Annotated in this window: 19 protein-coding genes; 8 read left to right on the forward strand and 11 right to left on the reverse strand. The window is 61.7% G+C overall.

The features are described from left to right. A complete protein-coding gene (locus ABIB66_RS35490) occupies positions 1-1,002 on the reverse strand; it encodes a heme o synthase (RefSeq protein ID WP_354210803.1) in 1,002 nt (333 codons plus the stop codon). Positions 1,003-1,290: 288 nt separating this feature from the next. Here ABIB66_RS35490 and ABIB66_RS35495 point away from each other — a divergent pair, with 288 nt between their 5' ends. The 4 genes from ABIB66_RS35495 to ABIB66_RS35510 all read left to right on the forward strand — a co-directional run bounded on the left by ABIB66_RS35495 (position 1,291) and on the right by ABIB66_RS35510 (position 4,867). After that, positions 1,291-1,650, forward strand: coding sequence for a hypothetical protein (locus tag ABIB66_RS35495; RefSeq protein ID WP_354210804.1), 360 nt, complete (start codon positions 1,291-1,293; stop codon positions 1,648-1,650). A gap of 59 nt (positions 1,651-1,709) precedes the next feature. Then, positions 1,710-2,921, forward strand: coding sequence for a threonine/serine exporter family protein (locus ABIB66_RS35500; RefSeq protein WP_354210805.1), 1,212 nt, complete (start codon positions 1,710-1,712; stop codon positions 2,919-2,921). A 103-nt stretch (positions 2,922-3,024) separates the two neighbouring features. Further along, complete coding sequence (locus ABIB66_RS35505) at positions 3,025-4,356, forward strand: NAD(P)/FAD-dependent oxidoreductase (RefSeq protein WP_354257852.1); 1,332 nt, start codon at positions 3,025-3,027, stop codon at positions 4,354-4,356. 61 nt (positions 4,357-4,417) lie between these two features. Further along, the gene (locus ABIB66_RS35510) at positions 4,418-4,867 is read left to right on the forward strand and encodes a hypothetical protein (RefSeq protein ID WP_354210807.1); all 450 of its coding nucleotides are present in this window, start codon (positions 4,418-4,420) and stop codon (positions 4,865-4,867) included. A 40-nt stretch (positions 4,868-4,907) separates the two neighbouring features. Here the strand turns inward: ABIB66_RS35510 and ABIB66_RS35515 are convergent, their stop codons facing one another. The 7 genes from ABIB66_RS35515 to ABIB66_RS35545 form a co-directional block, all read right to left on the reverse strand. Beyond that, positions 4,908-5,483 (reverse strand): NADPH-dependent FMN reductase, encoded by a 576-nt coding sequence (locus ABIB66_RS35515; RefSeq protein WP_354210847.1) that lies wholly within the window; start codon positions 5,481-5,483, stop codon positions 4,908-4,910. Between the two features lie 2 nt (positions 5,484-5,485). Next, the gene (locus ABIB66_RS35520; protein ID WP_354210808.1) at positions 5,486-6,271 is read right to left on the reverse strand and encodes an enoyl-CoA hydratase; all 786 of its coding nucleotides are present in this window, start codon (positions 6,269-6,271) and stop codon (positions 5,486-5,488) included. Positions 6,272-6,346: 75 nt separating this feature from the next. Beyond that, positions 6,347-7,579, reverse strand: a complete 1,233-nt coding sequence (locus tag ABIB66_RS35525) for a CaiB/BaiF CoA transferase family protein (protein WP_354257855.1) — start codon at positions 7,577-7,579, stop codon at positions 6,347-6,349. Positions 7,580-7,612: 33 nt separating this feature from the next. Further along, entirely contained in the window at positions 7,613-8,464 is an 852-nt protein-coding gene (locus tag ABIB66_RS35530) for an enoyl-CoA hydratase-related protein (protein WP_354210810.1), read from the reverse strand. Positions 8,465-8,518: 54 nt separating this feature from the next. Beyond that, entirely contained in the window at positions 8,519-9,739 is a 1,221-nt protein-coding gene (locus ABIB66_RS35535) for an acyl-CoA dehydrogenase family protein (RefSeq protein WP_354210811.1), read from the reverse strand. 85 nt (positions 9,740-9,824) lie between these two features. Beyond that, positions 9,825-10,775, reverse strand: coding sequence for a 3-hydroxyacyl-CoA dehydrogenase NAD-binding domain-containing protein (locus ABIB66_RS35540; RefSeq protein WP_354210812.1), 951 nt, complete (start codon positions 10,773-10,775; stop codon positions 9,825-9,827). Between the two features lie 21 nt (positions 10,776-10,796). After that, on the reverse strand, positions 10,797-11,615 hold the full coding sequence (locus ABIB66_RS35545; RefSeq protein WP_354210813.1) for a 3-hydroxyacyl-CoA dehydrogenase: 819 nt from the start codon (positions 11,613-11,615) through the stop codon (positions 10,797-10,799). Positions 11,616-12,021: 406 nt separating this feature from the next. Here ABIB66_RS35545 and ABIB66_RS35550 point away from each other — a divergent pair, with 406 nt between their 5' ends. The 3 genes from ABIB66_RS35550 to ABIB66_RS35560 are packed head-to-tail and all read left to right on the forward strand — an operon-like array spanning position 12,022 to position 16,368. Further along, on the forward strand, positions 12,022-13,083 hold the full coding sequence (locus ABIB66_RS35550; protein ID WP_354257859.1) for an HlyD family secretion protein: 1,062 nt from the start codon (positions 12,022-12,024) through the stop codon (positions 13,081-13,083). Continuing rightward, complete coding sequence (locus ABIB66_RS35555; protein WP_354210815.1) at positions 13,080-15,410, forward strand: ABC transporter permease; 2,331 nt, start codon at positions 13,080-13,082, stop codon at positions 15,408-15,410. Before ABIB66_RS35550 ends, ABIB66_RS35555 begins: the two co-directional genes overlap by 4 nt. Beyond that, positions 15,397-16,368, forward strand: a complete 972-nt coding sequence (locus ABIB66_RS35560) for an HlyD family secretion protein (RefSeq protein WP_354257862.1) — start codon at positions 15,397-15,399, stop codon at positions 16,366-16,368. Before ABIB66_RS35555 ends, ABIB66_RS35560 begins: the two co-directional genes overlap by 14 nt. Before the next feature lie 897 nt (positions 16,369-17,265). Here the strand turns inward: ABIB66_RS35560 and ABIB66_RS35565 are convergent. The 3 genes from ABIB66_RS35565 to ABIB66_RS35575 form a co-directional block, all read right to left on the reverse strand. Next, on the reverse strand, positions 17,266-22,737 hold the full coding sequence (locus ABIB66_RS35565; RefSeq protein WP_354257865.1) for a trifunctional serine/threonine-protein kinase/ATP-binding protein/sensor histidine kinase: 5,472 nt from the start codon (positions 22,735-22,737) through the stop codon (positions 17,266-17,268). Positions 22,738-23,006: 269 nt separating this feature from the next. Then, entirely contained in the window at positions 23,007-24,542 is a 1,536-nt protein-coding gene (locus ABIB66_RS35570; protein ID WP_354210818.1) for an ATP-binding protein, read from the reverse strand. Between the two features lie 367 nt (positions 24,543-24,909). After that, entirely contained in the window at positions 24,910-25,305 is a 396-nt protein-coding gene (locus ABIB66_RS35575; RefSeq protein WP_354210819.1) for a response regulator transcription factor, read from the reverse strand. Positions 25,306-25,915: 610 nt separating this feature from the next. Here ABIB66_RS35575 and ABIB66_RS35580 point away from each other — a divergent pair. Continuing rightward, positions 25,916-26,539 carry a response regulator transcription factor gene (locus ABIB66_RS35580; RefSeq protein ID WP_354210848.1) on the forward strand — a complete coding sequence of 208 codons (624 nt, stop codon included), beginning with the start codon at positions 25,916-25,918 and terminating at the stop codon, positions 26,537-26,539. The last annotated feature ends 24 nt before the right edge of the window (positions 26,540-26,563 follow it).

Consider the following 26,563-nt stretch of genomic DNA (forward strand, 5'->3'; position numbering starts at 1 on the left):
TCAGGCCTCTCTGAAGTTGACGATGCCATTCTGCGATGCGTGCACGAAAGACAAAGACTCGCCTCGATGGTCGACCAGGAGAGCCGCGAACAGCACGAATAGATAGGCAATAGAGAATACAAATAGTCTTGGAGCGGCGTGGCGATCGGCCTCGACGCTCCGGTTCAAGCGAACCGCGAGCAGAAGGAAGATCGCTCCACCGATGGCGGCGATCGCGCAATACATCGTGCCTGCAGATCCGATCGCCCAGGGCAGCTCCGAGGCGAGAGCCAGAAGGCTGCTGTAGAACAGAATCCAACGCGTTGTCGCAGCGCGTCCCGCGACAACCGGCAGCATCGGCACGCCCGCACGCGCGTAGTCGTCGGTGCGGTTGAGCGCCAACGCCCAAAAATGCGGCGGCGTCCACAGGAAGATGATGAGGAAGAGCGTCAGCGGCTCCAACCCAATTTGTCCGGTTGCCGCGGCCCACCCAACCAAGGGCGGAAGCGCACCTGCGGCGCCGCCGATGACTATGTTCTGTGGCGTCGACCGCTTCAGCCACGCCGTGTACACGACGACGTAAAAGAGGATCGTGCCAGCCAACAATGCGGCTGCTGTGAGGTTCGTCGCCCAGGCGAGAACCACCACAGCCAGACCACCAAGAACGAACCCAAGGATAAGCGCCTCCAACCTGGAGATCTTGCCGAGGGGAATTGGCCGCATGGCAGTGCGGCTCATGACTGCGTCGATATCTGCGTCGTACCACATGTTGAGGACGCCGGCGGACCCGGCCCCGGCGGCGATGGCAATAACCGCGGCAAAAGCGGTGAGCGCATCGGGGCGAGCCGGCGCGACACTCATTCCGACGAGCGCGGTGAAGACGGCAAGCACCATCACCCGCGGCTTGGCGAGCGCGGCGAAGTCGGATGCGCTGCGATGTCCAGCCTGCGGACGAGAGGTAGGCGATGACGCAAAGCGCCCCCGTCTCTCCTCAGCCTGGACAGCGGTGGATTTGAAGTTCATCTCGCTGCTCCGTGTTCTCTCACGAGTGTTGCCCACGTGTTCGGTTCGAACGGCTGTCAATGCGTGGGGGCAATATGCATTCGCCCCCTCAGTGGCGATTGAACGCGGCTGCTCGATTGGGGCTAATCATGCTCAAAATGGTCCGCCGACGAATTCCGACATGGCGACACGCGTTGCGATGTACAGTTCAGGACAATCTGAGCACGTTTCAACAAGCACCGGGCGTCGGCTTTTTCTAAATCAGATCATCGTTCGGATACCCGCAATGCACGACTTGGAGGACCATCGATGAAGATGTCGCCGATCTGGATGATTGCACCCGTCTGCCTCATGGCCGTTGCACCGGCCGCGCAAGCGCGATCCGCCTATGACGGCTCCTGGGATCTCGTCTTCGTGACGCAGAGGGGCGCATGCGATCCCAGCTACAACTTCACCGTCAATATTTCCGACGGCATCGTGACCCATCCCAATCTGGTGAAGTTCAGGGGATACGTTGCGCGATCCGGTTCGGTTCGAGCGTCAGTGACGGTTCACGAGAAATTCGCGTCCGGCACGGGTAGGCTTGCGGGGACCTCGGGCGGCGGCAGATGGAGCGGTCACACGGCAAGTGAGCGATGCTCCGGCTTCTGGACCGCGCAGCGCAATTAACCAATCTGAAAAGGGATACACCGTATCCCGAGCCGCCGGCCTGCGAGGCGGCATCGGAGATGACCGCGCTGGCGGCCACGCTTCTGTTTACTCACGGTCAGACCACGGAACGGACGGTTGGCGCCGCCGAGCGCCTTGCGCGCGTGCTCGGCGTGGCGGTGAAGGTGTTGCCATATTGGGGCGATCTCATCGTCAAGGTCGACGGCGCGCCCGTCTCACACATCGTTCCTGCCAAGCCACTCGGTGTCGACATGGGCAGGGCCCTTGCGGTCACGCGCGTGATTGATCAGATCTGCCATGGCAAGCTGCCGGTCGCGGCTGCTCAATCCGCACTCGAGTCGACTGGCCGGCTGCCGACGGCGTCCACGCCGCGCTTTACCTTATTCGAAGCGATCGGCGCGGCATTGCTGGGTGTCATATTCGGCACGCTCGATACGACGGGCCTTCTGCTGATCGCATCGAGCGCCGCCATCGGGGCGCTTGTCCGCCGCTGGTTGTCCGGCTTCAGCCACAATCCGCTCATCCAGCCGCTTTGTGCTGCGCTGATCGCCGGAGTCGTGGCTGCTGCAGTCGGCCGTTTCCAGCTATCGAATGCAGCAACTATGGTCGGCTTCTGTCCCTGCATGGTGCTGGTCCCCGGTCCGCATATCCTCAACGGCGCGATCAACCTTGCTCGTACGCGTATCGCGCTGGGGCTCGCTCGCTTAGCCTATGCCGGCATCATCGTGCTCCTGATCTGCGCCGGCGGCCTGTTCAGGTTCACCGCCGCCGGCGGCGACCTCGCGATCGCTGGACCGTCTCCGCCTGTTCCCCTGGTCATCGACGTGATCGCGGCAGGATGCGCCGTCGCTTCCTTCGGCACGTTCTTCTCGATGCCATGGCGTCTGCTGGCATTCCCGATCGCGGTCGGCATGCTGGCGCATGCGGCCCGCTGGGCGCTGATCTTTCTCGCCGGGGGAAGTGCTCCAAGCGGGGCGCTCGTCGCCTGCATACTCGTCAGCATTCTCAAGACGCCGCTCGTCGACCGCCTGCATCCGCCCTTCGCAGCTGTCGCCTTCTCCTCCGTCGTCTCGTTGATGCCGGGCTTCTTCCTGTTCAATACCGCGACGGGCCTTGTCGAATTGGTCTCAATCGGTCCGGACGCGCCGGCGGCTCCGCTGATCAGTATCGTAGCGAGCGGTGCCACGGCATTTCTGATCATCATGGCCATGGCCTTCGGGCTGGTCCTCCCGCGCATGCTGTACGAACGCCTTTCGCCCTCCCCCGCATGATGAGGCACGGCCGTTCAATGCAGCGCAGCGCCATCCAAGAATAATCTGCAGCTCCCCAGTATCCATCCTAACGGGCCGCTGGCCCAAGAGAGTCGGTACACCCATGACGACAGTTCTGACCAAATCGTTCCCGCAGGAAAAGCAGCCGTCGACACAGGCGGCGCCGGGCAAAAAGCGCGTCTTGATCGTCGGCGGCGGCTTTGCCGGTATCGCGGCGGCGCGGGCCCTGAAACGGGCCGATGTCGACATCACGCTGATCGACCGGCGCAATCACCACATCTTTCAGCCGCTGCTGTACCAGGTCGCCACCGCTGTTCTGGCGCCATCCGAGATCGCGGCGCCGATCCGGCAGCTCGAGGCGAAACAGAAAAATCTCAGCGTGTTGCTGGCCGAAGTCAAGGGCATCAACCTGGGAGCGCGTACCGTCGAGGCCATCTGCCCGGAGATTGGCAGTCGAAAGCTCGCGTACGAGTTCCTAGTGATCGCGACTGGAATGCGTCCGAGCTATTTCGGTCATGGTGAGTTCGCGCGGTTCGCACCGGGCCTCAAGAGCCTGAACGACGCCGAAACGATCCGGACCAAGATCCTGAGCGCGTTTGAATTGGCGGAAGCAACCGATGACGAGCAGGAACGCGCTCGCCAAATGACTTTCCTTTTGGTGGGTGCTGGGCCGACCGGCGTCGAGCTTGCCGCTTCGATCGCTCAACTGGTCTCGGTGACCCTGCGCAACAACTTCCGCAAGATCGACCCGGCCAAGAGCCGAATTGTCTTGCTGGATGGCGGCACGCGCATTCTGCCGACCTTTGCGGAATCGCTGTCGCGAAAGGCCGCCAAGCGACTTGCGAAACTCGGCGTCGAGGTGTCGACGGGGGTCAAGGTCGAGAAGGTCGACGACCAGGGCGTGATCGCGGCCGGCGTCCGCATTCCCAGCGCCACCGTGCTGTGGACGGCAGGCGTCAGCGCCTCGCCGGTCGTGAAAATGCTCGGAACGCAGACGGACCGCGCCGGGCGCGCATTCGTTGGCGCCTTCATGGACATCGCGGAGGACCCCAACGTCTTTGTAGCGGGAGATGCTGCCACGATGACCCAGGATGGTCACCCCGTCCCCGGCGTGGCGCAGGCAGCTATTCAGCAGGGACGATTCGTCGGGCATGTCATCGCCAACCGTGTCAGCGGACACACGGATGGTCGTCCGTTTCGGTATCGCAACAAGGGCAATATGGCGGTGGTCGGCAAGAACTTCGCCATCCTCGAGGCCGGTCATTTGCGCACCAGCGGCTTTTTGACCTGGCTGGTGTGGGCCGGTCTGCACGTGCTCGCGCTGCCGCAGCTTCAGAACAGGTTTCGAGTTCAGACACAGTGGTTCTGGTCGTATCTGTCGGGGCAACGGAGCTCACGGCTGATTTCCGAAGGGCCGCGGTCGTCTGCGTCATAGTCGAAAGCCAGGCCCGATAACCGTTACTGCCGGCCTCTCCAGCCGGTTGGAGATAGCACCTGTGGACGCCTCAATCATCTCCGCGCTCGCCGCTCTCACGGGAGCAGCCGTGGGCGGCTTGACGAGCGGAATAGCGAATTGGCGGAGCCAACGAAGCCAGGTCCGCGCCCAGTGGGTTCTTCACGAGGAGACTCGCCGACAGACCCTGTACAGGGATTTCATCGAAGACGCCGCCAAAAGTTACATCGATGCGCTCCAGCACGATAAAGCCGACATTCCCAACCTGGTCAGTCTTTACGCCAAATTGAGCGCGATGCGGGCGATATCATCAAAGCCGGTGGTCCATCAAGCCGAAGACGTCGCCCGAAAAATCCTGGACACCTATCTGGAGCCGGACAAGAGCTTCGTCGAGCTGCGTGAAATGGCCATCGATGGCACGATCGATCTGCTGCATGACTTCAGCCACGCATGCCGCGCCGAATTCGAACAAATGCGGCCATTCCATTTCTGACGGTTTCCCTGTGGTTTCAGCTTGCTATTGCCCCACCGCGTCAGACGCGCTGCCCCTGAGATCGGATCGTGTCAGCCCAGTTCGCGAACGCCTGCATGAATCCTTCGAGAAATTTGCGGATGCTGTCGCCGGCGAGCTTGCCGTGCTCATCGAAGAGCTTGTCGACATGGCCAAGGTAGGCCTCAGGCTGTTGCAGCGTCGGCACATTCAGGAACACGAGCGACTGCCTGAGATGATGGTTGGCGCCGAAGCCTCCGATCGCCCCGGGCGAGCCGCTGACGATCGCGCCGGGCTTGCCGTCCCAGACGCTGCTTCCGTACGGCCTGGAGCCGACATCCAGCGCATTTTTGAGGACCGCAGGGACAGACCGGTTGTACTCAGGCGTGACAAACAGAACTGCGTCGGCGGCCTTGATCCGCTGGCGGAACGCGGTCCATTGCGCCGGCGGAGCTGCGGTCTCGAGATCCTCATTGTAAAATGGCAATCCTCCGATCTCGACGATGTCGAGCTTCATTGAGGATGGCGCGAGCGAGATCAGTGCATTCGCCAGCATCCCGTTGAACGAAGCCTTCCGCAGGCTTCCAATCAATACGCATACATTCATCGGGTTATCCATGGTCATGCAGTCGCTGCAGATTTGACGGTCCTAGCGAAGTCAGGCTTGCGCTTTTCCGCGAAGGCCGTGAACGCCTCTCTTGCGTCTTCGGAGCGGACTTGCGTGCTGAACTCTTCGTTCTCGGCCTTCATCGCGGCCTTAATCTGCTCGCGAAACGGTTGCTTCATGAGCCTCTTGCTGGCCTGCAACGCAGCGGCCGGCTTCGTTGCCAATTTCCGGGCCGTGTCGGTTGCTCTCGCCCGAAGATCGCTGTCGGGAACGACTTCGGTGGCCAGACCCAACTCCACCGCGCGCCTGGCATCAAAGGGAGTTCCCAACAGAATCAGCTCGGCCGCACGGACGTGACCAATCCGCGCCGGCACAGAGCAGCTCGATCCGAACTCCGGAACGACAGCCAGATTGATAAAGGGCATCTGGAATTTCGTGCTCTCGCCCGCGTAGATGAAGTCGCAGTGCGTCAGCATGGTCGTGCCGCCGCCGATCGCGGCGCCGTGTACTGCGGCGACCAGCGGCTTGCCGAAGTTGAGCAGCGCGTCCATCAGCCGGGCCTGCGGCGATTCTCCCGGGCCCGGTGGATTTTTCAGAAAGTCCTCGATATCGTTGCCGGCACAGAACGAATCCCCCGCGCCATGCCAGAGGACGACACGCGCACTCTGGTCATTCGCCGCCGCGTTGAAAATATCTGCGAGAGCCACGTACATGGCTGACGTCATAGCGTTCCGTTTTGTCGGGCGGTTCAACTGGATGCGCAGAATGCCCGCGGCTTGTTCGGTAACGATTTCATCCATGGTCAAAATCCTGGTCTCTCTGGTGAATTTCACTGTAGGTTCGAGGCGGCTTGCCGCCCCGATCATGCCGTCGCGCTAGGCCGCGTGTTCCTTTGCCTTCGGAATGGCACCGCTCGCACGCAGACCATCGATTTCGGCCGCGCTGAATCCCAGTTGCCGGAGAACTTCGTCGTTGTGTTCTCCGATCTTCGGGGCGCGCTTCGCCGACACCTTCGCGACGCCATGCACCTGAAGCGGGCTGGAGATCGTGGATGTCAGCTTGCCGCCGGCGCCCTCGAGCGGAACGATGATATCGTTCGCCCGGAGCTGGGGGTCGTTGATCACCTCCTGTGGCCCCCGCACCGCTCCGAATGTCACGTGCACGCCGTTGAACACCTCGTACCAATGTGCCATCGGCTCGGAACAGAAGGTCTGGTCGAGAATCGCCGTGAGCTCCGTCATGTTCGCCGTCAGCTTGGCCGGGTCGGAGAATCGCGGATCAGTCAGGAGATCGGGGCGGCCAATCGCCTTCGCTACGGCCTCCACCTTGTCGGGCGTGATGATGAGAACGAACCAGGTATCATCCTTGGCGCGATACACGTTCATGGCCGCATTTGCTGGGTGCATACGATCATGCAGCCCGAAGAAATTCGCATCGCAGAGTGCTGCCTGGATCGAGACGCTGGCGGACCACACGCCTTCGGCGAGCAGTGAGGTCGTGACATGCGCCCCCTCCCCCGTGCGCTCGCGACGATACAGGGCGGTGACGATCGCCGAATAGAGCCCGACGGCGGTGGCATTGTCGCCGCTTCCGGCCACCGGCCAGGTCGGCGGCGCACCGGCATCGCGCGTCATCGACAGCAAGCCGCTGCGCGCCCAGTATGACGTGATATCGAAGCCGGGAAGATTCGCATCCGGTCCCTTGTCGCCGAAGCCCGTGAGGTCCGCGTAGATCAGCCGCGGGTTCCACCCCACCACATCTTCATACTCGAGCTTCAATTTCTTGCGCGCGGGATGCGGCGTGTTGACGATGAGAACGTCGGCCCATTTGACGAGCTTCTCGAGAACCTGATGGGCGCCCGGAGTTTTCAGATCAAGCGCCATGCCGCGCTTGTTGCGATTGGCCAGATGCCAGGGATAGGCATCGTCAGCGACCGGCTGCGGTGGCATATGGTTCGCGTGTCGCCACAGCTCGCCGCTCGGCGGCTCGACCTTGATCACGTCGGCGCCGAAATCGGACAAGATCACGGCGGCGCTGGGACCCGCGATGAAGCTCGCGAGGTCGACCACCTTCAGCCCGGAGAAAATGTTGTCGTTTGCCATGGGCATCCTTTCCAACTCCTCGTAGAGAGCGGCCTTGTTTTAGTGTCCGCGAAACTGCGGCGCACGTTTCTCGAGGAAGGCGGCGGTGCCTTCCTTCTTGTCTTCGGTGGCGGCGCAAATGCCGAAGAAGGAGGCTTCCAGCACAAGGCCTTCGCTCTGGCTCGTCTCCATCCCCTTGTTGGCGGCTTCCAGCGAGAACTTCACGGCGATCGGCGCGTTGGCCATGATCTGCTTCAGAATTGTCTCGGCACGATCGATCAGGCTGGCTGCGGCAACGACTTCGTTGACGAGGCCGATGCGATAGGCTTCCTGCGCGGAGATCGTCTCGCCGGTGAGGATCAGCTGCAACGCACGACCCTTTCCCACCAGGCGGGGCAAACGCTGCGTACCGCCACCGCCGGGCAACAAGCCCAGCTTGACCTCGGGTTGCCCGAACTTGGCATGTTCGACGGCGATCCTGATGGTGCAAGCCATCGCCGTCTCGCAGCCGCCGCCAAGCGCAAAGCCATTGATGGCTGCGATCACCGGCTTGCCGAGATTTTCGATGAGATCCAGCACGCCTTGCCCGAACCGGCTGGACTCCTCCGCCTCGTAGGCGTCGACATGCGCGAGTTCACTGATGTCGGCGCCAGCGATGAAGGCCTTGTCGCCCGCGCCGGTGAGGATGACGCCGCGCACGGACGCGTCGGCCTTTGCGTCCTCGAATGCGGCGTGCAGATCGGTCCAGGTCGGCGTGTTGAGCGCGTTGAGCACTTTGGGTCGATTGACCGTGACGTAGGCGATCGGACCTTTTTTCTCGTACTGGACGTTTGCAAGGGCCAGCGCCGCTCTGGGTAGAGAGTTTGGTGCTGTTGTAGGCGAAGGGGTGAACGGTGCAGTTCCCGAAACCATAGTCGTGTCTCCTGGGTGGGGGAGCCGGCGCTGGTGCGCCGGCCCGCTGAGAGGTCAGAGGAAAGCGCCGTGACCGGTGATGGCCTTGCCCACGATCAGATTCTGCATCTGATAGGTGCCTTCGTAGGAGTAGAGCGCCTCGGCATCGGCGAAGAAGCGCGCGAGATTGTAGTCGGCGACGATGCCGTTGCCGCCCAGCACCTCGCGGCCCCATGAAACCGTCTCGCGCGATTTCGAGGTGCAGAACGCCTTCGCCAGTGCGGCATGATGGTCGCCAAGCTTGCCTTCGTCATCGAGCTGCGCCAAGCGGAGCATTAGGCACTGACACGCGGTCAGATTGCCAAGCATCTTGGCGAGTAGATCCTGGATCAGCTGGAACGAGGCGATCGGCTTGCCGAATTGCAGTCGCTCCTGGGCGTATTTGAGGGTGGCTTCGTATGCGCCCATCTGGATGCCGGTCGACGCCCAGCCCACCATGTATCGCGTCATCCGCAGCACGCGCGCGGTATCGCGGAACGAATTGCCCCCCTGGAGGCGGTTCGCCTCAGACACCCGTACGTCCTTCAGCGTGATCTGGCCGTTCTGGACCACCTTGAGCGCGATCTTGTGCTCGATCTTCTCAACACTGAAGCCGGGCGTCGACTTGTTCTCGACGATGAAGCCCTTGACCTGATTGTCGGCGAGATCGCGCGCCCAAATGATGGAGATGTCGCACCACGGCGCGTTGCCGATCCACCGCTTCTGTCCGTTGAGGATCCAGGTATCACCTTCACGCTTGGCCGTCGTGGTCAGACCGCCGCTCGTTCCGGAACCGACCAGCGGCTCGGTGAGGCCGAAGCAGCCGATCTTTTCCCAACGCGCCATCGCCGGCAGCCATTTCTGCTTCTGCTCTTCGGAGCCGTCGAGATAGATCGAGCCCATGGCGAGGCCGCTGTGCACGCCGAAGAACGTGCAGAACGAGGCGTCGGTGCGCGCCAGTTCCATCGCGACGAAGCCGAACAGCTTCTGGCTCCCGCCCGCGCAGCCGTAGCCCTCGAAGCCGAGTCCGCCGAGGCCGAGCTCCTTGAACGACGGCAGCAGCTCGAACGGGAACGCATCGTCGGACCAGTACTTGTTGATGAGCGGCTGAACCTTGGTCTCCATGTAGGCCCGCACCTTATGGACGAGCGCTCTCTCCTCACCGGTGAGAAGGTCGGCCAGCTGGTAGAAGTCGCCATTGGGTGCGGGCGCCGGCTTTGTCGCGGCGCTTTTGCTTGCTGGGGTTGCGGTAGACATTTGCGATCTCTCCTCGCTGCGGCTCGGAAGCCTGAAAAGTGATGGACGGTTCGTGTGATTCATTTTGCTGAGGCCACCGATTTCGTTAGGTTTGCTTGGTAGCTTTCTTGCGCAGCTCGATCAGGCCCAGCAGAATTTCGTCGCGCTCCGCCTCCAGCTCCGCGATGGTGCGCGATCCGGCCTCGGCATGGACGCTGTCGATGAGCTTCTTTTGCACGTCCGGAGTCAGCACCGGCGAGCCGAGGGTCTTCCACCAGGCCGTCATCGGACCGGTGAACTGCTGGAAGAAGTGCTCGATGCCACCCGGACCGCCACCGAGATGGTTGAGCATCAGGCCGCCCATGACGCCCCAGCGCAGGCCTGGACCCCAGGACAGGGCGGTGTCGACGTCGGCGGCGCTCACCACCCCCTCGGCGACGAGGTAATAGATCTCGCGGCTCAGCGCCGCTTGGAGCCGGTTGGCGACATGGCCCGGCATTTCCTTGTTGACGCGCACCGTCCGTTGCCCGATCGACGTGTAGAATTCTGATGCTCGGCGGATCGTGGCTTCCGATGTCTTTGCTCCGCCGACGATCTCCGTCAGCGGAATCAAATGGGGCGGGTTGAACGGGTGGGCGATGACGCAACGTTCCGGATGGGATGCCGCGCCCTTCTGGATCTCACTCATGGTGAGACCCGACGAGCTTGATGCGATGATCACATCGGACGGCAGCAGCTCGTCGAGCTGACCATAGAGCTTCTGCTTGAATTCGATCCGCTCCGGCCCGTTCTCCTGGACAAGGTCGGCGCCGGCGAGTGCCTTGGGAAGATCGGCCGTGAACATCAGGTTCGACTGTGACGCTCCAGGCGACAGGCCCAAGCGCTTCAGCGCCGGCCAGGCGGTGTCCACGAACTTCCTTAATGCGGTTTCAGCGTTCGGTGCGGGGTCCGTTGCGACGACCTGCAGTCCTTTGGCGAGAAAGAGCGCGCTCCAGCTCGCACCGATCACACCGGTGCCGATGATGGCGATGCGGCGAATGGGCTTGGTGTCGGTCATGTCATTCTCTCCAATGCGTTGTTAGACTTCGGCGTAGGCGATGCCGGTGAGGTTTCCCTGGGCGAAGAGGAAGTTACGCTCGCCGGAACCATCGAGTTTTGCGGAGTAGATCGAGCCGGCGAAATCGGTCACGAACATGCGATCGTTCGAGACGTTGAGCGCGATGCCGATCCCCTCCATGAGGTGGGTCACCACGATCTCGGACTCGGCAGGCTTGTCGTCGATCGAAGCCCGGTTCACCGTGTTGCCGCGCGGCGGGTCGCCGCGATCGGTCCAGTAGAGAATCCGATTCTTGTGATCGATCTCCAGGTCGATCGGCTCCGGCAGACCGTCATAGAAAATCTCGATGTCGGATCTGGTGGCTGCGGTCTGGCCTGCGGGAATTTCGACATTCGCGCGGAAGATACGGCCGAGCCCGGCATTATCGGGGCCCTTTTGCGTCCAGTAGATGCGCCCAAATTTCGGGTCGATCGCCAGCCCAACGCACCATCGCGTCTGGTCCTTGCTATCGGCTTCGCCATGCCCCGCCTCGACCAGCGTCTCCAGCCGCGAACCGTCGAGGTTGCAGCGCATGACGCGCATGCCCTCGCGATCGCACCAATAGAGCTTGCCGGCCTTGTTATCGAGGATGATCTGTTTCGGCGTGTGGGTATGTCCCTGCGGGACGATTGTCTTGCGGTTCTTGCCGTCGATGTCGGCGCGCTCGATCGACCCGTCGTCCAGGCTCGGGATACCCATGTTGGTCCAGTAGATGTGACCTGCCTCGACATCCACGACGATGCCGTCCGGAAGGTGGCAGCCGGTCACAATGGTCGTTCGTTCGGAGCCATCCGTGTTCATGGCGTGAATGCAGCCCGCATTCAGCTCGAGAACGAAGAGACGAGGGACTGTGGGGTTTGATTTCGTGACGGCGTTTGGCATGTCGCACCTGCATCCTGGCCCGACCACGGACCGGGTCAGGTGACGCGACTATGACGCGATCGCCGTCATTGATCTTGGACAGGAATGTCACCGCTGGAATGGGTCTGCTGTTTGATCCCTCGCTGTCCCTCCCGCTGCATCGAGACGACCACCGATGCGAGAGCAGCAGCTTTCAACAAGTAACGGCATCAAATGTCCAAGCGCGGGCAACGGACAGGCCACATGGTCGGCTGTGGTTCAAAAAATTCAGTGCCGCGCGATTGCGGTTGGGCTGGACAACCGAACAAAGTAAAAGGCCATCCGGTCATGAGAAAGGGAGTCAGGCATGGACGTGCCGAGCTCTGACAAGGACATTCAAGCGATGCCCGAAGCGTCGTGTGACGGACAGACGAAAGCTGTGCGCAGCCCGACACGCACGCCCTCCATCATCGTCGGTGTCGTTGCGGCTGCCGCGGTCGGGCTTTCCGTCTTCTATCTGTTGCGGCCTCAACCCTTGCTCGTCCAGGGCGAGGTCGATGCAACGCGGCTCGATATCGCGGCGCGCGTGGACGGACGAGTCGGCAAGATTCCCGTCGAGCGCGGCCAGAACGTTGCTGCGGGCGCAGTGCTCGTCCAGATCGACAATCCCGAGACACTGGCCAAGCACGAGCAGATGAAGGCCGCCAAGGCTGTTGCGGATGCGCAGCTTGCCAACGTGCTGGTCGGAACGCGGGTGGAAGTGATCGCGGCACGGAAGGCGGAAATGGAGCGGGCCCAGGCCGCACTTGTGCTGGCGCAGAAGACGTACGACCGCACGCACACTTTGACCGATCAGGGCAACGCGCCGCAGGCCCGCCTCGACCAGGCCACCGATGCTCTGCATGAAAGCGAGCACGCGGTCGATCAGGCCAAATCGGCCTATGAGCAAGCGGTCAACGGCTACACCAAGGAGGAACGGGCCATTGCCGGGAGCAACGTCGAAAAGGCCAGCGCCGACATCCAGAGCGTCCATGCGATCATCGATCAGCTGGTCGTCTACGCGCCCATCGCCTCCCAGGTCTACCAGCGCAACGTGGAGCCCGGCGAATACGTGTCGCCGGGCGTCCCGCTCGTCACCTTGATCGATCTGGCCGACCTCTGGGTCCACTTCGATCTTCGCGAGGATCTCGTCAAAGGCCTGAAGGTCGGCGATCGCTTCGATGTCCGCATTCCGGCACTCGGCGACCGCTCCGTCACGGTCGAGGTCAAGCTGATCGCCACCAAGGGCGAATATGCAAGCTGGCGGGCGACGCGCGCGACCGGCGATTTCGACCTGCGGACGTTTTCGATCCGCGCCTATCCGGTGCAGCCGGTGCCCGAGCTGCGACCGGGAATGAGCGCCTATCTTGACTGGAAGTCGCGGCCATGAGGCCAGCGCCAAAGCCCGGATTCTGGCTAGTCGCACGGCGTGAGTGCCGCTGGCTGTTTCGCGATCGCGTGGCGCTGCTACTGATCTTCGGCGTGCCTCTGTTTGCGTTCGTGGTTCTCACGACGGTCTTCAGCCATCCGGTCATCCGCGGTCTTGGCGTGACTATTGTCGACGAAGACAAGTCGGACGCCTCGCGTGCGCTGGTGGAATACGTCGCGGCCTCGCCGAGCCTGAAGATCGTCGACCGCTCCGGGACGCTGTCCACTGCCGTGCAGGACATCCGCTCCGGCAAGGCGATCTCGGCCATTCACATCCCGCCGGATTTCGAGCGCGATCTGAAGGCTCAGCGCCGACCGCAGGTCGTCGGGTTCTATAACCAGCAATTCCTGACGGCGGCCGGCATCGCCTCGTCGGGTCTGAGCGATGCGCTGTCCGCCGCGGCGGCCGTGGCCGCGCCCGCCAGGCGCGCCGCGCCCGCGGCGGCTTCGATCGGGACGCTCTCGACCGAGACCATTGCGCTGGTCAATCCGCAGAAAAACTATGCGCAGTTCCTGCTGCGCGCGCTGCTGCCGACGATCATCCATGTGGTGATCACGCTGGCCGCGGGCTATTCGGTCGGCTCCGAATTCCGCCGCCGCGATGCGCGGGCTTGGCTCGCGAGCGCCGGCGGCGATCCGGTCGCAGCGCTCGCCGGCAAGCTTGCGCCGCTGTTTTGCATCTTCTTCCTGATCATGCTGGCCGCGGCGCTTGTCATCGAAGGCGTGCTGCAAGTCCCCTTTAGGGGAGACTTGCCGCTGATGGTCGCCGCCGGTTCGCTCCTGATCATCGCCTATCTGTCGCTGGGCGCCCTGCTCCAGCTCCTGGTCCGCGACCTCGCGACCGGGCTCGGGCTTGCCGGTCTCATTGCATCGCCCGCCTTCGGCTACGCCGGCGTCGGCTTTCCCACCATCGGCATGAACGCGTTTGCGCAGGGCTGGGGTGCGATCCTGCCTCTGCGCTGGTACATGGCCGTTTTGCTCGGACAAGCCGCGCGGGGGCTGCCGGTCTCGGATTCCGCCATTCCTTTCGCGGCGCTCGCGGGGCTGGCGGTGCTGTTTGCCGGTCTGGCATGGCTGCGCATGGCGAGCCTGACGCGCAAGGGCTGGTTCGAGACGGCGCAACCTGCCGAGTCCCCCGCGATCGAGCCCACGCCGCGCGGCATCGGCCGCGCCTTCACCGCGGAGTGGCGGCGTGTGCTGGGAACGCGGAGCGCTTTCAGCGTGCTGTTCCTGGCGCCGCTGGTTTACGGCATTTACTATCCGCAACCCTATCTGAACCAGATCCTTCGCAAGCTGCCTATCGCGGTCGTCGACAACGACCTCAGCGATCTCAGCCGCCGGATGGTCGAGACGCTGGATGCGAGCGGCGCATTGAGCGTTGCGGTTCGCGCGCGCACGCTCGCGGAGGCGCGCACCGCCGTCAATCGCGGGCACGCTTTTGCCGCCGTCGAGATTCCGCCTGACACCGAGCGCGACGTGCTCAAGGGCATCACCGCGCACATCCCGGTCTACGCCGACGCCACCTATCTGTTTTTGTTCAGATCGACCGCAAGCGGCGTGGCCACGGCCGTCGGCGCATTGACGTCCGAGCTGGTCTCGCGCGGCGGACGCTCGGACGGGAGCCTGGTCAAGGCAAAGCTCGCGAGCTCGAGCCCAGCCGACGTTCTGCTGCAACCGATCTTCAACCCGGTGGGCGGTTATGCGAGCTATGTCGTACCGGCAGCGTTCGTGCTGATCCTCCAGCAGACCCTGCTGATCGGCGCGGCGATGCTGACCGGCTCGGCGCTGGCGGGTGCAGGCGGCGCCTTTGCCGGCGTGCTCGGCCGCGGCGTCGCGCACCTGACCATCTACCTGCCGGTGGTCGCGCTCTATCTCATCGTGCTGCCGCGGATCTACGGTTTTTCGACGCTCGGCCATCTGCCGCAAGTCCTCGCGGTCGCGACCATCTTCCTGCTGGCAACGAGCTTCATGGGACAGGCGATCGGGGCCTGGTTCACGCGGCCGGAGAACGCAACCATCCTGCTGCTGGCGACCAGCCTGCCGCAGTTTTTCATGGCCGGCTTTGCCTGGCCGCGCGAGGCTATTCCTGACGAGGCCCTCGCGTTCGGTCGGATTTTTCCCGCCGACTCCGCGATCGACGGCCTCGTCCGCATCAACCAGCTTGGCGCCGGCATCTGGGAGGTCACGCATGACTGGCTCGGCCTCTGGCTGCTGGCGCTGGTCTATTTCGCGCTCGCCGTGATCTCGGCTTTTGTTGTCAAGAGAGGACAGCGACATGCACAAAGCTAGGCTTGCCGCCGCCGTGGCGATCCCGCTTGTCCTCGTCGCGGGCGCCCTCATCTATTCCGCAAATCGTTCCGGATCGCCGCCTGTACTCTTCGGTGTCGTGCGCACGACGGAAATCAGGGTAGAGCCGGAGGTGACCGGACAACTCCAGTCGATTGCGGTCGAGAAGGGCGCCACTGTGCGCGCCGGCGATATTCTGGCGCGGCTCTCCGCGGTGGAGTTGACGGCACAGGCGGACCAGGCACGCGCTGCGCTGGCGTCGGCAACCGCCAACCGCAACAACGTCTATGCCGGCGTCCGCCGCGAGCAGGTCGATTCGCTGAAGGCCGCCATCGCCAAGGCCAGTGCCCGCCTCGACTTCGTGCAGGCCCAGCTCACCAGGACCAGCACACTGGCGCGCCAGAGCTTTGAATCGCAGCAATCGCTCGACCAGGCCGAGAACGACGTAGCCAGTGCACGCGCCGGCGTGGCGGAGGCCCAGGCCAATTACGATGCGGCCGTGGCGGGACCGACCCGGGAGGAGCGCGCAATCGCCGACGCGCAGGTGCAGGCCGCGGCCGCCGCGGTCGCCGTGCTCCAGCGCCGCCTTGACAAGATGGCCTTGCGTGCGCCGGCCGACGGAGTGGTTAGCGTCGTCGCCGCCGAAGTCGGCGAAAACGTTCGCGCGGGTCAACCAATCCTGATGGTCGAGGCGGCGGGCAAGCAATGGCTTTCGTTCAATGTGCGCGAGGATCGTCTCGATCGTCTCGCGATGGGAGAAACGGCAAACGTGATGCGGCACGGTGCCGATACCGCAACCAAGGCGGTCATCACCGAGCTGCGGCCGCTCGGCGCCTTCGCCACCTGGCAAGCCGAGCGGGTGATGGGCGATCATGACCGCAACACGCTACGCCTGCGCCTCGACCCAGAGGCAGAGGTGGCAGGCCTCGAGCCGGGCATGACGGTCTCGATTGAGAAGTAGAACCGAGCGTCGAAATCATTCGGATCGCAGTCGCGACATCGCGATCTCGCGGCGCATTTTCGCCCAAGCTTTGCTTCGTCGCTCCACCCTCTCAAAGCCAAAGGGGCGCAGGGAAGGCCGGGTGCCGGCTGGCACCCGCGGTCCCGCCCCGTCTCTCCGGATGCTCTCGATGACCTCGGCAAGTTCGACCAAATGTGGCGCAGCCTTGATCATTGCGGCGATCGCAACCGCGAGAATCGCCAGGTCAGTTTGAACTTACGAGAGAAGTGCGCCGCGCTTCGGCGCACGATAGCGCTGAGATCCCGGACGTGGATCGTGCGATGTAAATTGCTATCAATGTAAGCTCGCACGCGAAAGATCTGCCAAGGCGACAGACCGCCCATGGTGGGGCTGGCGCCCGAACAGCGCCCGATCTCTGCCTGCAGGATGTACGATGCTGCGGCCAGCGGCGCCTCGGCCGCCTCCTGATCACGCCCAACTCTCGCCTAGCAGTCTCCACCAGCTTGGCCAAGCTGCTCGCAACCAGGTGGAACTGCTTATCGGCCGGAACGACGGGCTCTGGTGTGGTGTTGCGAAGTCCTTCCATAGTCACTCCCTAGACAAGGTATCCCAGGCTTCAGGTTCGCGGGAGCGTGCAGCAGGGGACTCCTTCTGCCTTGTTAATCAACGTTATGGAAGGTTAGTTGCTCAGCACGACGCAGCGAATTGAGCGTTGAATATTCGCGCCTTTGCTTCCGGAGAGTTGAGTACGCCCCACCCGATCCATGCGCGGCCACCGAGAGATTGTCGGTGACCGACATCGCGCGCTGTTTGACATCGAAACCCGCCGCAATTGATTTGATCGACGTGCGCCGAGTAGTACATGCTTCGGAAATGTTGTGGATCGCAGCATTCCATTCACGACGCAGCGGCCGAATGAGCCGGCGCAGTGAAACGAAAGATCGCGCCACGTGGCACATTGGGGCTCGCCCACAATTGTCCGTTGTGCGCTTCGATGATCGACCGGCAGATCGACAGCCCAAGCCCCAAACCGCCTGGCTTCGTGGTATAGAACGCCTCGAACACCCGTTCGAGAGCCCCCGGCGCGAAGCCCGGACCTGAATCCCGTACCTCGACCGACACGCCTTCTGGTTCGTTACGGCTGCTGATGAGCAATTCCCGCTCCTCTTCGCCGACGTCGCGCATCGCTTCGATTGCATTGATGATCAGGTTAAGCAGTACCTGTTGCAGCTGGACCCGATCTCCCCGGATATGCGGCAGGCCTTCCGCCAGTTGCGTCCGCACCGAGGCGTTATTGTCTGCGGCTCCGGTACGGGTGAGAGCAATAACCTCGAGAATCGCGTCGTTGATCGCTACGGCGTCCCTTCGTGGGGGCGCCTTCCTGATGAGCGCGCGGATTCGCCCGACGACCTCACCTGCCCGATTCCCCTCCCTCACAATAAGAGAGAGCGCGTCATCGACCTCGCGAAGGTTTGGTGGCTCAGCGCTTAGGAAACGCCGAGCAGCTAACGCGTACGTGACCGCCGCGGCGATCGGCTGATTCACTTCATGCGCGATCGATGATGTCAGTTGGCCCGTCGTCGCGACGCGGTTGGCGTGCGCGAGCTCCAGTTGTGTCTCACGGTATCGCCGCTCGCTGTCGCGTGCTTCTGCCTCCGCGAGCTTGCGCTCAGTCAAATCAAGCACGAAGGCGACACCATGATCTTGCTGTTCGTCGAACGCGGCCGAGCCGATCAGCACAGGCACCCGGCTGCCGTCCTTTCGCAAGTACTCCTTTTCATAAGGTTGAACTGCGCCAGTCGTGTCAATGCCCACCAGGGAGCGCGCGGCGCTGGCCGGCCATTCTGGCGGCGTCAAATCAGCCAAGCGCATGTTGCCCGCTGCGATATCCTCTCGGTCGAATCCTATCATCTTGAGAAACGCGTCGTTGGCTTCGATGATTTCACCCTTCCGACTCGATATGAAGATCCCGATAATGTTCGCATCGACCAGTCGCCTGATTTTCGCCTCGCGCTCTGCGACGTCGTGGTACAATCGGGCGTTTTCTAGCGCGATTGCCGCCTGTGAGGCGAGCAGCTTCAGCACCGCGATCCGCCCCGGCGTGAACACATGCGACGCCAGACTGTTTTCGAGGTACAGTACGCCGATCAGCTCAGCCTGTTTCAGCAACGGCAAACAAAGAAGCGACCGTGCCTGTTTGCGGCTAATATATTCATCTTGCGAAAATGCGTTCTGCCCGCGGGCGTCATCCAGTATCACTTGGCCCTCAGTGCGGATAACCTGTTCAAGGACCAGCACGGGCAATTCAGACGCCACTACCGGTGTCCCGAGAAGACGGACCCTGACACCATCGCGGCCGCTACTCGCGACCGCCTCGATCCGATTTTCGTTGCCGTGCGGAAGAATCAGAAGGCCACGGTCGGCCCCGGCATGCTCGACCGCAATAGCCATCAGCGTCTCGATTAACCTCTCAAGGACGATTTCGCCCGCCACGGCTTCCGACATCTTGATGACCGTTGCCAGATCCAACCGCTCGACAGACGTCTCGATGGTGGGCTTTGCCGCCAATGATGCCGATTGTCGGATCCGCGGGTGGGTCCTGTCGAGCTGAGCGACCTTAGCCCAAGCGCCCCAGCGGACGTAACAGTCGCGCGCTTCGTCCAAAAACGCATCTGCCACCTTTTCGAGACCGCGAAGGCGGTAGAATCGAGCTGCCAATTCGTTGGCGAGCGCGCGGTCCTGGAGAAAATCGCGCTCCGCCGCCAAGCGGATTGCCTTCTCGTACAGCCGCATGGCCTCGATGTCCCGTCCTTCGAGGCGCGCCCATTCCGCCGAAACCAAGGCGTGCTTATGCGCGAATGTCGCCGGGCAGCTCTCCGCCCATCGCTGAAATGACTCCAGGTGTCCAATGAGGTCCTCGCGAAGCTCCGCTCGTCTCTCCGGCGAAGACGCCGGAAAGACCGCGGCGATGGCAAGTGAATGATAAAAGCAGTAATCAATCGACTGAAGATTGAAACGAGCCGACCAGAGAACTGGCTTCGCCTTGGCGGCAAACTCAAGAGCTCTCTCCGCGTTGCCCAGGAAGGAGTGCCGCTGCAACTGCAGGATCCAATGAAAGCAGGCAACGATTGGAACGCCGCCTCGAAGCACCCGCGCTTCCAGCGCCGCCTCGTCGAGGGGAGCGCCGCTTCCCGCTGCTCCGCGAAGACTCTGGACGAAACCCTGAATGCTCAAGATGACCAACTGACCAAATTTATATTTGCGGACGAAATCCAGGGCATCTACCGACTCGAGCCACACTTGGTCGAGAGGATCGCCGCGCGCCATCAGATCGGTGACGCGGTGTTGACGGTTCCAGCAGGCGTAGACCATCTCGCCGGTCTCCGCGACAGCTCGAGCCGCGGCCTCAAGGCAGGTCAGAGCATCTTCAATTGGACGCGTCCACAGGACCGCCATTTGCATGAGGAAATGTGCGCCCGCTTTTTGTGCGGTAAACCCGTATCGTTCGGCGACTGCGACCGCCAACCGCGCAAATGCCTCCCCGTCTGCGAAGCGATGGAACACCGGACCAAGAGCTACGGAGATCCCAGCGTAGTTGATCGCAGAGTATCCGCTTATTCCGTGCCGACAGCTCAGCTTGACCATCCTTAAACAATTCATCTGGAACAGTTCGCCGTTGGCGTGATAGGCCAATTCGCCCATCGAGCTGCAGAGCTTCATAACGGCCAGCATCTCCGGATCATCCATTATCGGCAGGTCGATCAGGCGCTCGATCGGGCGCCCGCCGAGGGCCTGGCGCATCTCCTCATATTCTACTCGTACTTGTCCCGGGGTTGGCGAGTCCGGCAGGTCAACGCCGAACGTTCTAAGGCATTCGAGCGCCAAGTGGATCGCCGGGGCGTAGTTGCCTTGCCTCAACTGAAGCATGATACTCAGACGACAGATCTCGGCATGATCGATCTTGGACCGTGCCTTGATGAGTAGCACTTCCACGAGTCCGGTGGCCTGCTCCACGTTCGAGCCCAAGATCTCGCACTCCGCTCGTTCCAGGAACAGGCTCAACATCAAACCATAGGATCTTTGCCAGCCGTCCTCCGACAAAATGGCGATGCCTGCTGCGAGGTAGGTCGACGCCGCAGCATAGGCGGTCGAGGCTTTCGCCTTGCGACCTGCAACAAAATTGAGTTCGGCCGCGCGCACCTTCTCGGGCCATTCGAAAATCAGCGCCGAGCCCAGGTTGAGCTGGTTGACGAGGTCGTAGATCTTCTCCGCGACCCTATCCGTTGCGGTCTCCGCGACAAGGAGGCGCGCGATCCGCAGATGGAGTTCGGCGCGACCTTCTGTCGGAATTAGTGCATAGGCGGCCTCCTGGACCCGATCATGAAAGAGCCGGTAGCTTCCTTCGCGTGGGACAGCCACGCCGGCACGGACCGCATCGCGAAAGCTTGCATGCATCGCTTCGACCGATTCGCTTCGCAGCTCGGCCAAGGTCGCAAAGTCAGCGTGACTGCCGAGGCAAGCGAGTAGCTTCAATGCATCCTGGGCCTCCGGAGCGAGACGTCTCAACCGGCCTATCATCAGGTCCACGGGATTGTCGCTGAACCTCTTATCAACGATAGCGTCCAAATCCCATGTCCACGACCGCGAGTTCGCATCGAACTCGATCAGCCGTTCTTCGACGAGGCTGGCGAGGAACTGTCCGGCAAAAAACGGATTGCCGCCACCGCTTTGCCTGTGCACTAGTTCGGCGAACGGTCGCATCTCGTTGGGCGCACGCCGCAACGTGTCGCACACCATTTGGTTGATGTCGTCGACCGATAGCGGGCCGAGGACGATCCGATCGACTTTCGCGTCGGCCTGGCGCAGATCCTTCAGCTTGAGCATCAGTGGATCTGCCGGGTCGACCTCGTTGTCGCGATAGGCGCCAATCAGCAACAGGTGACGCGTATCCGGATGGAGGAGGAGATATTCGATCAGCGTCAACGTCGCCGGATCGAGCCATTGCAGATCATCGACGAAAATGACGAGCGGGTGCTCCGCCCTCGCAAATACGCCGACGAACCGCTGGAACACGGTCTGAAATCGCAGTTGGGCGTCGACCGGCGAGAGGATTGCCACAGTCGGCTGTGGGCCGATCAGTCGAACGAGGTTGGGAATGAGATCGGTCAGCAGACGGCCATGGTTTCCGACAGCTTCCTTGATCGCGTCTCGCCAGCGGGCGACGTTGCCCGTGTGGTCGCTCAGCAGTTGTTGAATCAGACCCTGAAACGCTTGAGCCAATGTCGAGTGGGGGGTGTCCCTGAGGCGCAGGTCGAATTTTCCCGAAATGAAGATGCCGCGAGGCAGCACGATGACCTTGTGCAGCTCGTTGACGACCGACGACTTGCCGATGCCAGAGTAGCCGGAGACCAGAACGAGCTCCGAACCGCCATGCTTCACGACACGATCGAAGGCAGCGAGCAGGGTGGCGATCTCGCTCTCGCGTCCGTACAGCTTCTCCGGGATCATCAGCCGGTCCGACGCATCCTGCAGACCGAGCGGGAACGGGCCGATCCGCCCGAACGACTCCCAAGCGGTGAGGCACTTGCGGAGATCCGCCTCGACTCCTGCTGCGGTCTGGTAGCGCTCCTCGGCGGTCTTCGCGAGAAGCCTCATGACGATCATCGAGAGTTGAGCCGGCAGCGCGCTTGCAAGCTCGTGCGGCGCGACAGGCTCTCGCGCGATGTGACAGTGGATCAACTCGATCGGATCAGCGGCGGTAAAAGGCAAGGCGCCGGTCAACAGCTCGTAAAAGGTGACCCCCAACGCGTAGAGGTCGCTTCGGGAGTCAACCGAGCGGTTCATCCGGCCAGTCTGCTCCGGCGCCATGTAGGCAAGTGTCCCGGTGATAGTCTCCGGCGGCTCTGGCGCCTGGCGCTCACGCGGCAAGCGTGATGCGATCCCGAACCCCGTCAACCACACGCCGCTGCCTTCCGATTCCGCCAGTATATTTGCCGGCTTGATGTCCTTATGGACGAGGCCACGCTCATGCACATGGCGCAGCACGCCGGTGAGCGGGATCGCGATGCGGAGAAAATGCGATACGTCCAGTGGCCGGCCAAGCAATTGATCGAGCGGCGCTCCGCCGGGATCCTCAAGCACCAGCGTCATACGGCCGCTATCGTATGTAAGCGCAACAGGTCGGGCTGCCCACTCGCGGTCAAGTTCGGACTTGAGCGCATATTCGTGCTCAAGTCGCTCGACGCAACCGGGCGAAGTTTCTTCTGCAGCAAAAAGCAGGATCGGAGTTAGGCCGCTGCCAGAGCCCCGCGATAGCGCGATGCTGCCTTCCCGCAGCGACGAGAATACATAGCCCGAGAGCCCGATCATGACGGCTCCTGATGGAAGCAGGTTAAGGCTTGCTCGGTAATCACTCGCGTTGCGGCCTGCACACTCGCGCGGTCACCAATTCGTGACACGCCTATCGGAAGCTTCAGCCATTTCGTTACCTCCATGACTGTTCCGGCTGGAGCGTTTTCCGGGTGGGGCTTTCACCTACTTGAAAGCGCCGCCCTGTTGACTGCCCATTCTCACCTGCCGCCGCAACGCATTTGCACCAGCTTTAGATGGGTAGGCGGCTCCCTGCTTGAAGGAGCGTGCTACGACTTGTCGGCTTCTGCACATTCAATTGCTAACAGCGCAACTCTTTGCGATTCCAGGTAGCCAGCGATGTATTCTCCATGCCGGCGGAGGACTACGTCGCCTTCGGCATGCTCCTCCAATTTTTCGAGTGCATATGCTCGCGTCGTGTCTAGCAACCGATACTGTGTCTGCGTTTCATCGGTCCGAGTTGCTATTAATGACTTCTCAACAAGGCCGGCGATCGCGTTGAATATTTCTCCGGTGCCTGCGCCGAGTTCGCCTACAACAGACCGCGCGTCCTCAAGCGTGAAATCACCGACGAAGGGGGCAATGCGTCGGAGAACCACCCTCTCTTCGTCGGAAAGCAGATTGTAGCTCCAATCCAATGTTGCCTTAAGGGTCCGGTGTCTGGGGGCAGCGGTCCGATGGCTTAGCCTCAGCAGTTCCAGCCGAGACACCAGGCGGGCAACCGTGTTCTTGATGCCGAGCACGGCCACCTGACCCGCCGCCAACTCGATTGCCAACGGCAAGCCATCCAGCTTTCGACACATGTCCACGACGAACGGCGCCTCTCCGTCGCTGAGAACGACGCTTCCCGCCCTCGCCGCCACACGCCGCATGAACAACTGCACTGCCGAATATCCAAGCGCGGCATTTGCCGTCTGCTCCGAGCCATCCGGTGGAACATCAAGGGGAAGAACCCGGCAACAATGCTCGCCCTCGACCTTCAGCGATTCGCGACTCGTAGTCAGGAGATAGACCTGTTCTGCTTCCTGGTACAGCTGCTCGGCAAGCAACGCGACCGTCTCGATCACGTGCTCGCAGCTATCGAGAATGATAAGGAGCTTTTGCGAACGAATGAGGTCAACCAGCTCCAGGCAAGGATCGTTCGACTTGAGTGTAAGTCCCAGGGACGTCGCGACAGCTCCGGCAACATGCCCCGGATCGGTAAGGCTCTCCAGGTCGACAAAATGGACTTTCCCGCCAAACTCCTCGACAGTGGCGCGGCCAACAGCCAAGGCAATGGTTGTCTTGCCAACACCCCCGGCGCCGAGCAGAGTTACGAACCGCTCATTTCGAAGCTTCTCGCTAACCTCGCTGACGACCGTTTCGCGCCCAATCATCATGATCGGTCGCATGGGGAGCCCGCTTTGGGGGGAGAACTTGGCGTTCCTGCTTTCCGTACCACCAGCCGGCGGGACGACGGTGCCGACGAACGAATAGCCCCGTCCCTTGATGTTTGCGATGTATCGATTGCCGAATTGCCCGTCGCCAAGCGCCTTGCGGATTGCGGCCACGTGGACCCGGAGGCTTCCCTCCTCAACAGTTACCTCCGACCAGACGTGATCCATCAGCTCCTGCTTCGCGATGACCTCACCAGGGCGGTCGGCAAGGTAGGTCAAAATGTCCAACGCCCGATCCCCGAGGGGAAGCACTCGACCGTCGCGCCGAAGCGTCCTCTCGCCAATCGACAGTTCAAAAGGGCCGAACCTCAGCTTCTTATGAACTATGGAGCCGTGCATACATGTCAGCCAAATGTTGGATCTCCCCATGCTTATCGTCGGTGGGCAAACGCCGCAATTGTGCACGGGTAAAGCTCGCCCCAACGAAGCTCGTAGTCTCTCCCTTACCCTTGGAAAGCACGAACTACACGTTGGTATAACTCAATCACCCTCAACACAGAGTTGGGCCGCCCCCGCGCCACCCGGCCACAACGATGAGCAGGAGCAGCGTTTGCCGGCACGGCCGTCCCGTGCTCCGCATATAGTCGCTGAAGCGCATCGCACGATGATCAGTCGACAGATAATGGACACGTCCAGCTCGCTCCCGCTGCGATATTGAGGTGAATGAGATACATCGCCGATGGCCAGCGGAGGCGACTGTCGCGTGCCTAGCAATCATTGATGCAACGTAGGCACGCTAACGCGAGCCTCTATTCCCTTTTGAGCGATCTAGCGCAGCTTGAATACAAGTCAGGAGGTCGCTCTCGTCGAACGGCTTGGGCAGATAGCAGATGACCCCAGCCTGAAGTGCGCGGGCACAACTATCATCACTCGGATACGCAGTTATCAGCACGGTGGGGATCTCTTTGCCCAATCGAGACAAATGGTCGTGCAAATCGAGGCCGCTCATCTTGGGCATGTTGAAGTCGACAACCAAGCAGCCGGTGCGGCTCAGTTCGGGCGAGCGCAAGAATTCCTCCCCCGACGAAAATGCCTTGGCGATCAATCCTACCGAACGCATTAAAACTTCGATTGCATTTCCAACCGCGCTGTCATCATCGACTATGGCAACTATTGGTCTGGTATTTGACACTTGGCACGACCGCTAACCGCGAGCAGTGTTGGGAGAAACGGATGTCGTCCATACACTCTTGCTCATCCAATCTAGGTGCAACCGCTACGTGCTTCGATTATACAATCGTATAGTAACTCGACCGGAAACTTTGTGGTCCATGGAGCACGCCGCCTCAAATGCATCTACCTTCATATCAATCTAGCCTTGATAGCTCCCAAAGCCCCCTCCAGCCTGGACCGGGCTGGAGGGGCAAGGAGAGGCCGCAGGAGTGATGGGCCTCGGGGGAGAAGAATTCACCGTAGTGGCAGGCTTTGGCGCTCACTATTGAACTAACGGAAAGATCGAGTACCAAATGGGAATCTGGGCACTATACGAAGGTTGCGCTCTGCCGCCGCCAGTCGGTTCAAGTTTGGTGGGCAGCTGGCTGCCTAACGCAGAACACTGGACCGACTTCAATCAGCCAGTTCGCCGAAGGCTGCAATCCGTCGGAGCCGAATTGGGCTGGTCGTTCCCTCTATCGCCCACGTCATAATCCCGCTATAATCTATGGTGGAGTGGCAAAGCTAATGCGCATGTCAACGAGGAACATGTGGTAGAGCAACAAGCCAAAGACCAACCGCCAACGGTGATGGTCATCGACGATGATCCGGGCGTGCGGGACTCACTAGGCAAGCTGCTTCAATCGGCCGGCTTTCGGATCAGCCTGCTCGGTTCGGTGAGCGAATTTCTCAAGGCAGATTGTCCAGAAGGACCCACTTGCTTGGTCCTTGACGTGCGGCTTCCCGGCCAGAGCGGACTCGAACTGCAGCGCGAACTAGCAGGTGCCAAAAGGCAGTTGCCCATCATCTTCATTACCGGACATGGTGACATTCCAATGTCGGTACAGGCGATGAAGGGGGGTGCGATCGAATTCCTGACAAAGCCATTCCGAGAGCAGGATTTGCTTGAAGCGATTCAGCTCGGTCACGCCCGTGATCGAGCGCAGCTTGAGCAGGAACAAGCTATGGCAGCGCTGAAAGCTCGTTTCGAGACCTTGACGCCGCGGGAGCGCGAGGTCATGGCCTTCGTGGTGACCGGGCGTTTAAACAAGCAGATCGCAGCCGACCTCGGCGTGAGCGAAATCACCGTAAAGGTTCATCGTGGCCAAGTAATGCGCAAGATGCGGGCATCGTCCTTGCCTGACCTGGCGCGCATGGCCGACCGATTGCAACTGACGCCGACAAAGCCGCATAGCCCAGGTCGCGTTGCCTAGCGCAGACGAATAAGCCTTCATCCT

It is taken from the genome of Bradyrhizobium sp. F1.13.3, assembly GCF_040548265.1.
Lineage (GTDB): Bacteria > Pseudomonadota > Alphaproteobacteria > Rhizobiales > Xanthobacteraceae > Bradyrhizobium.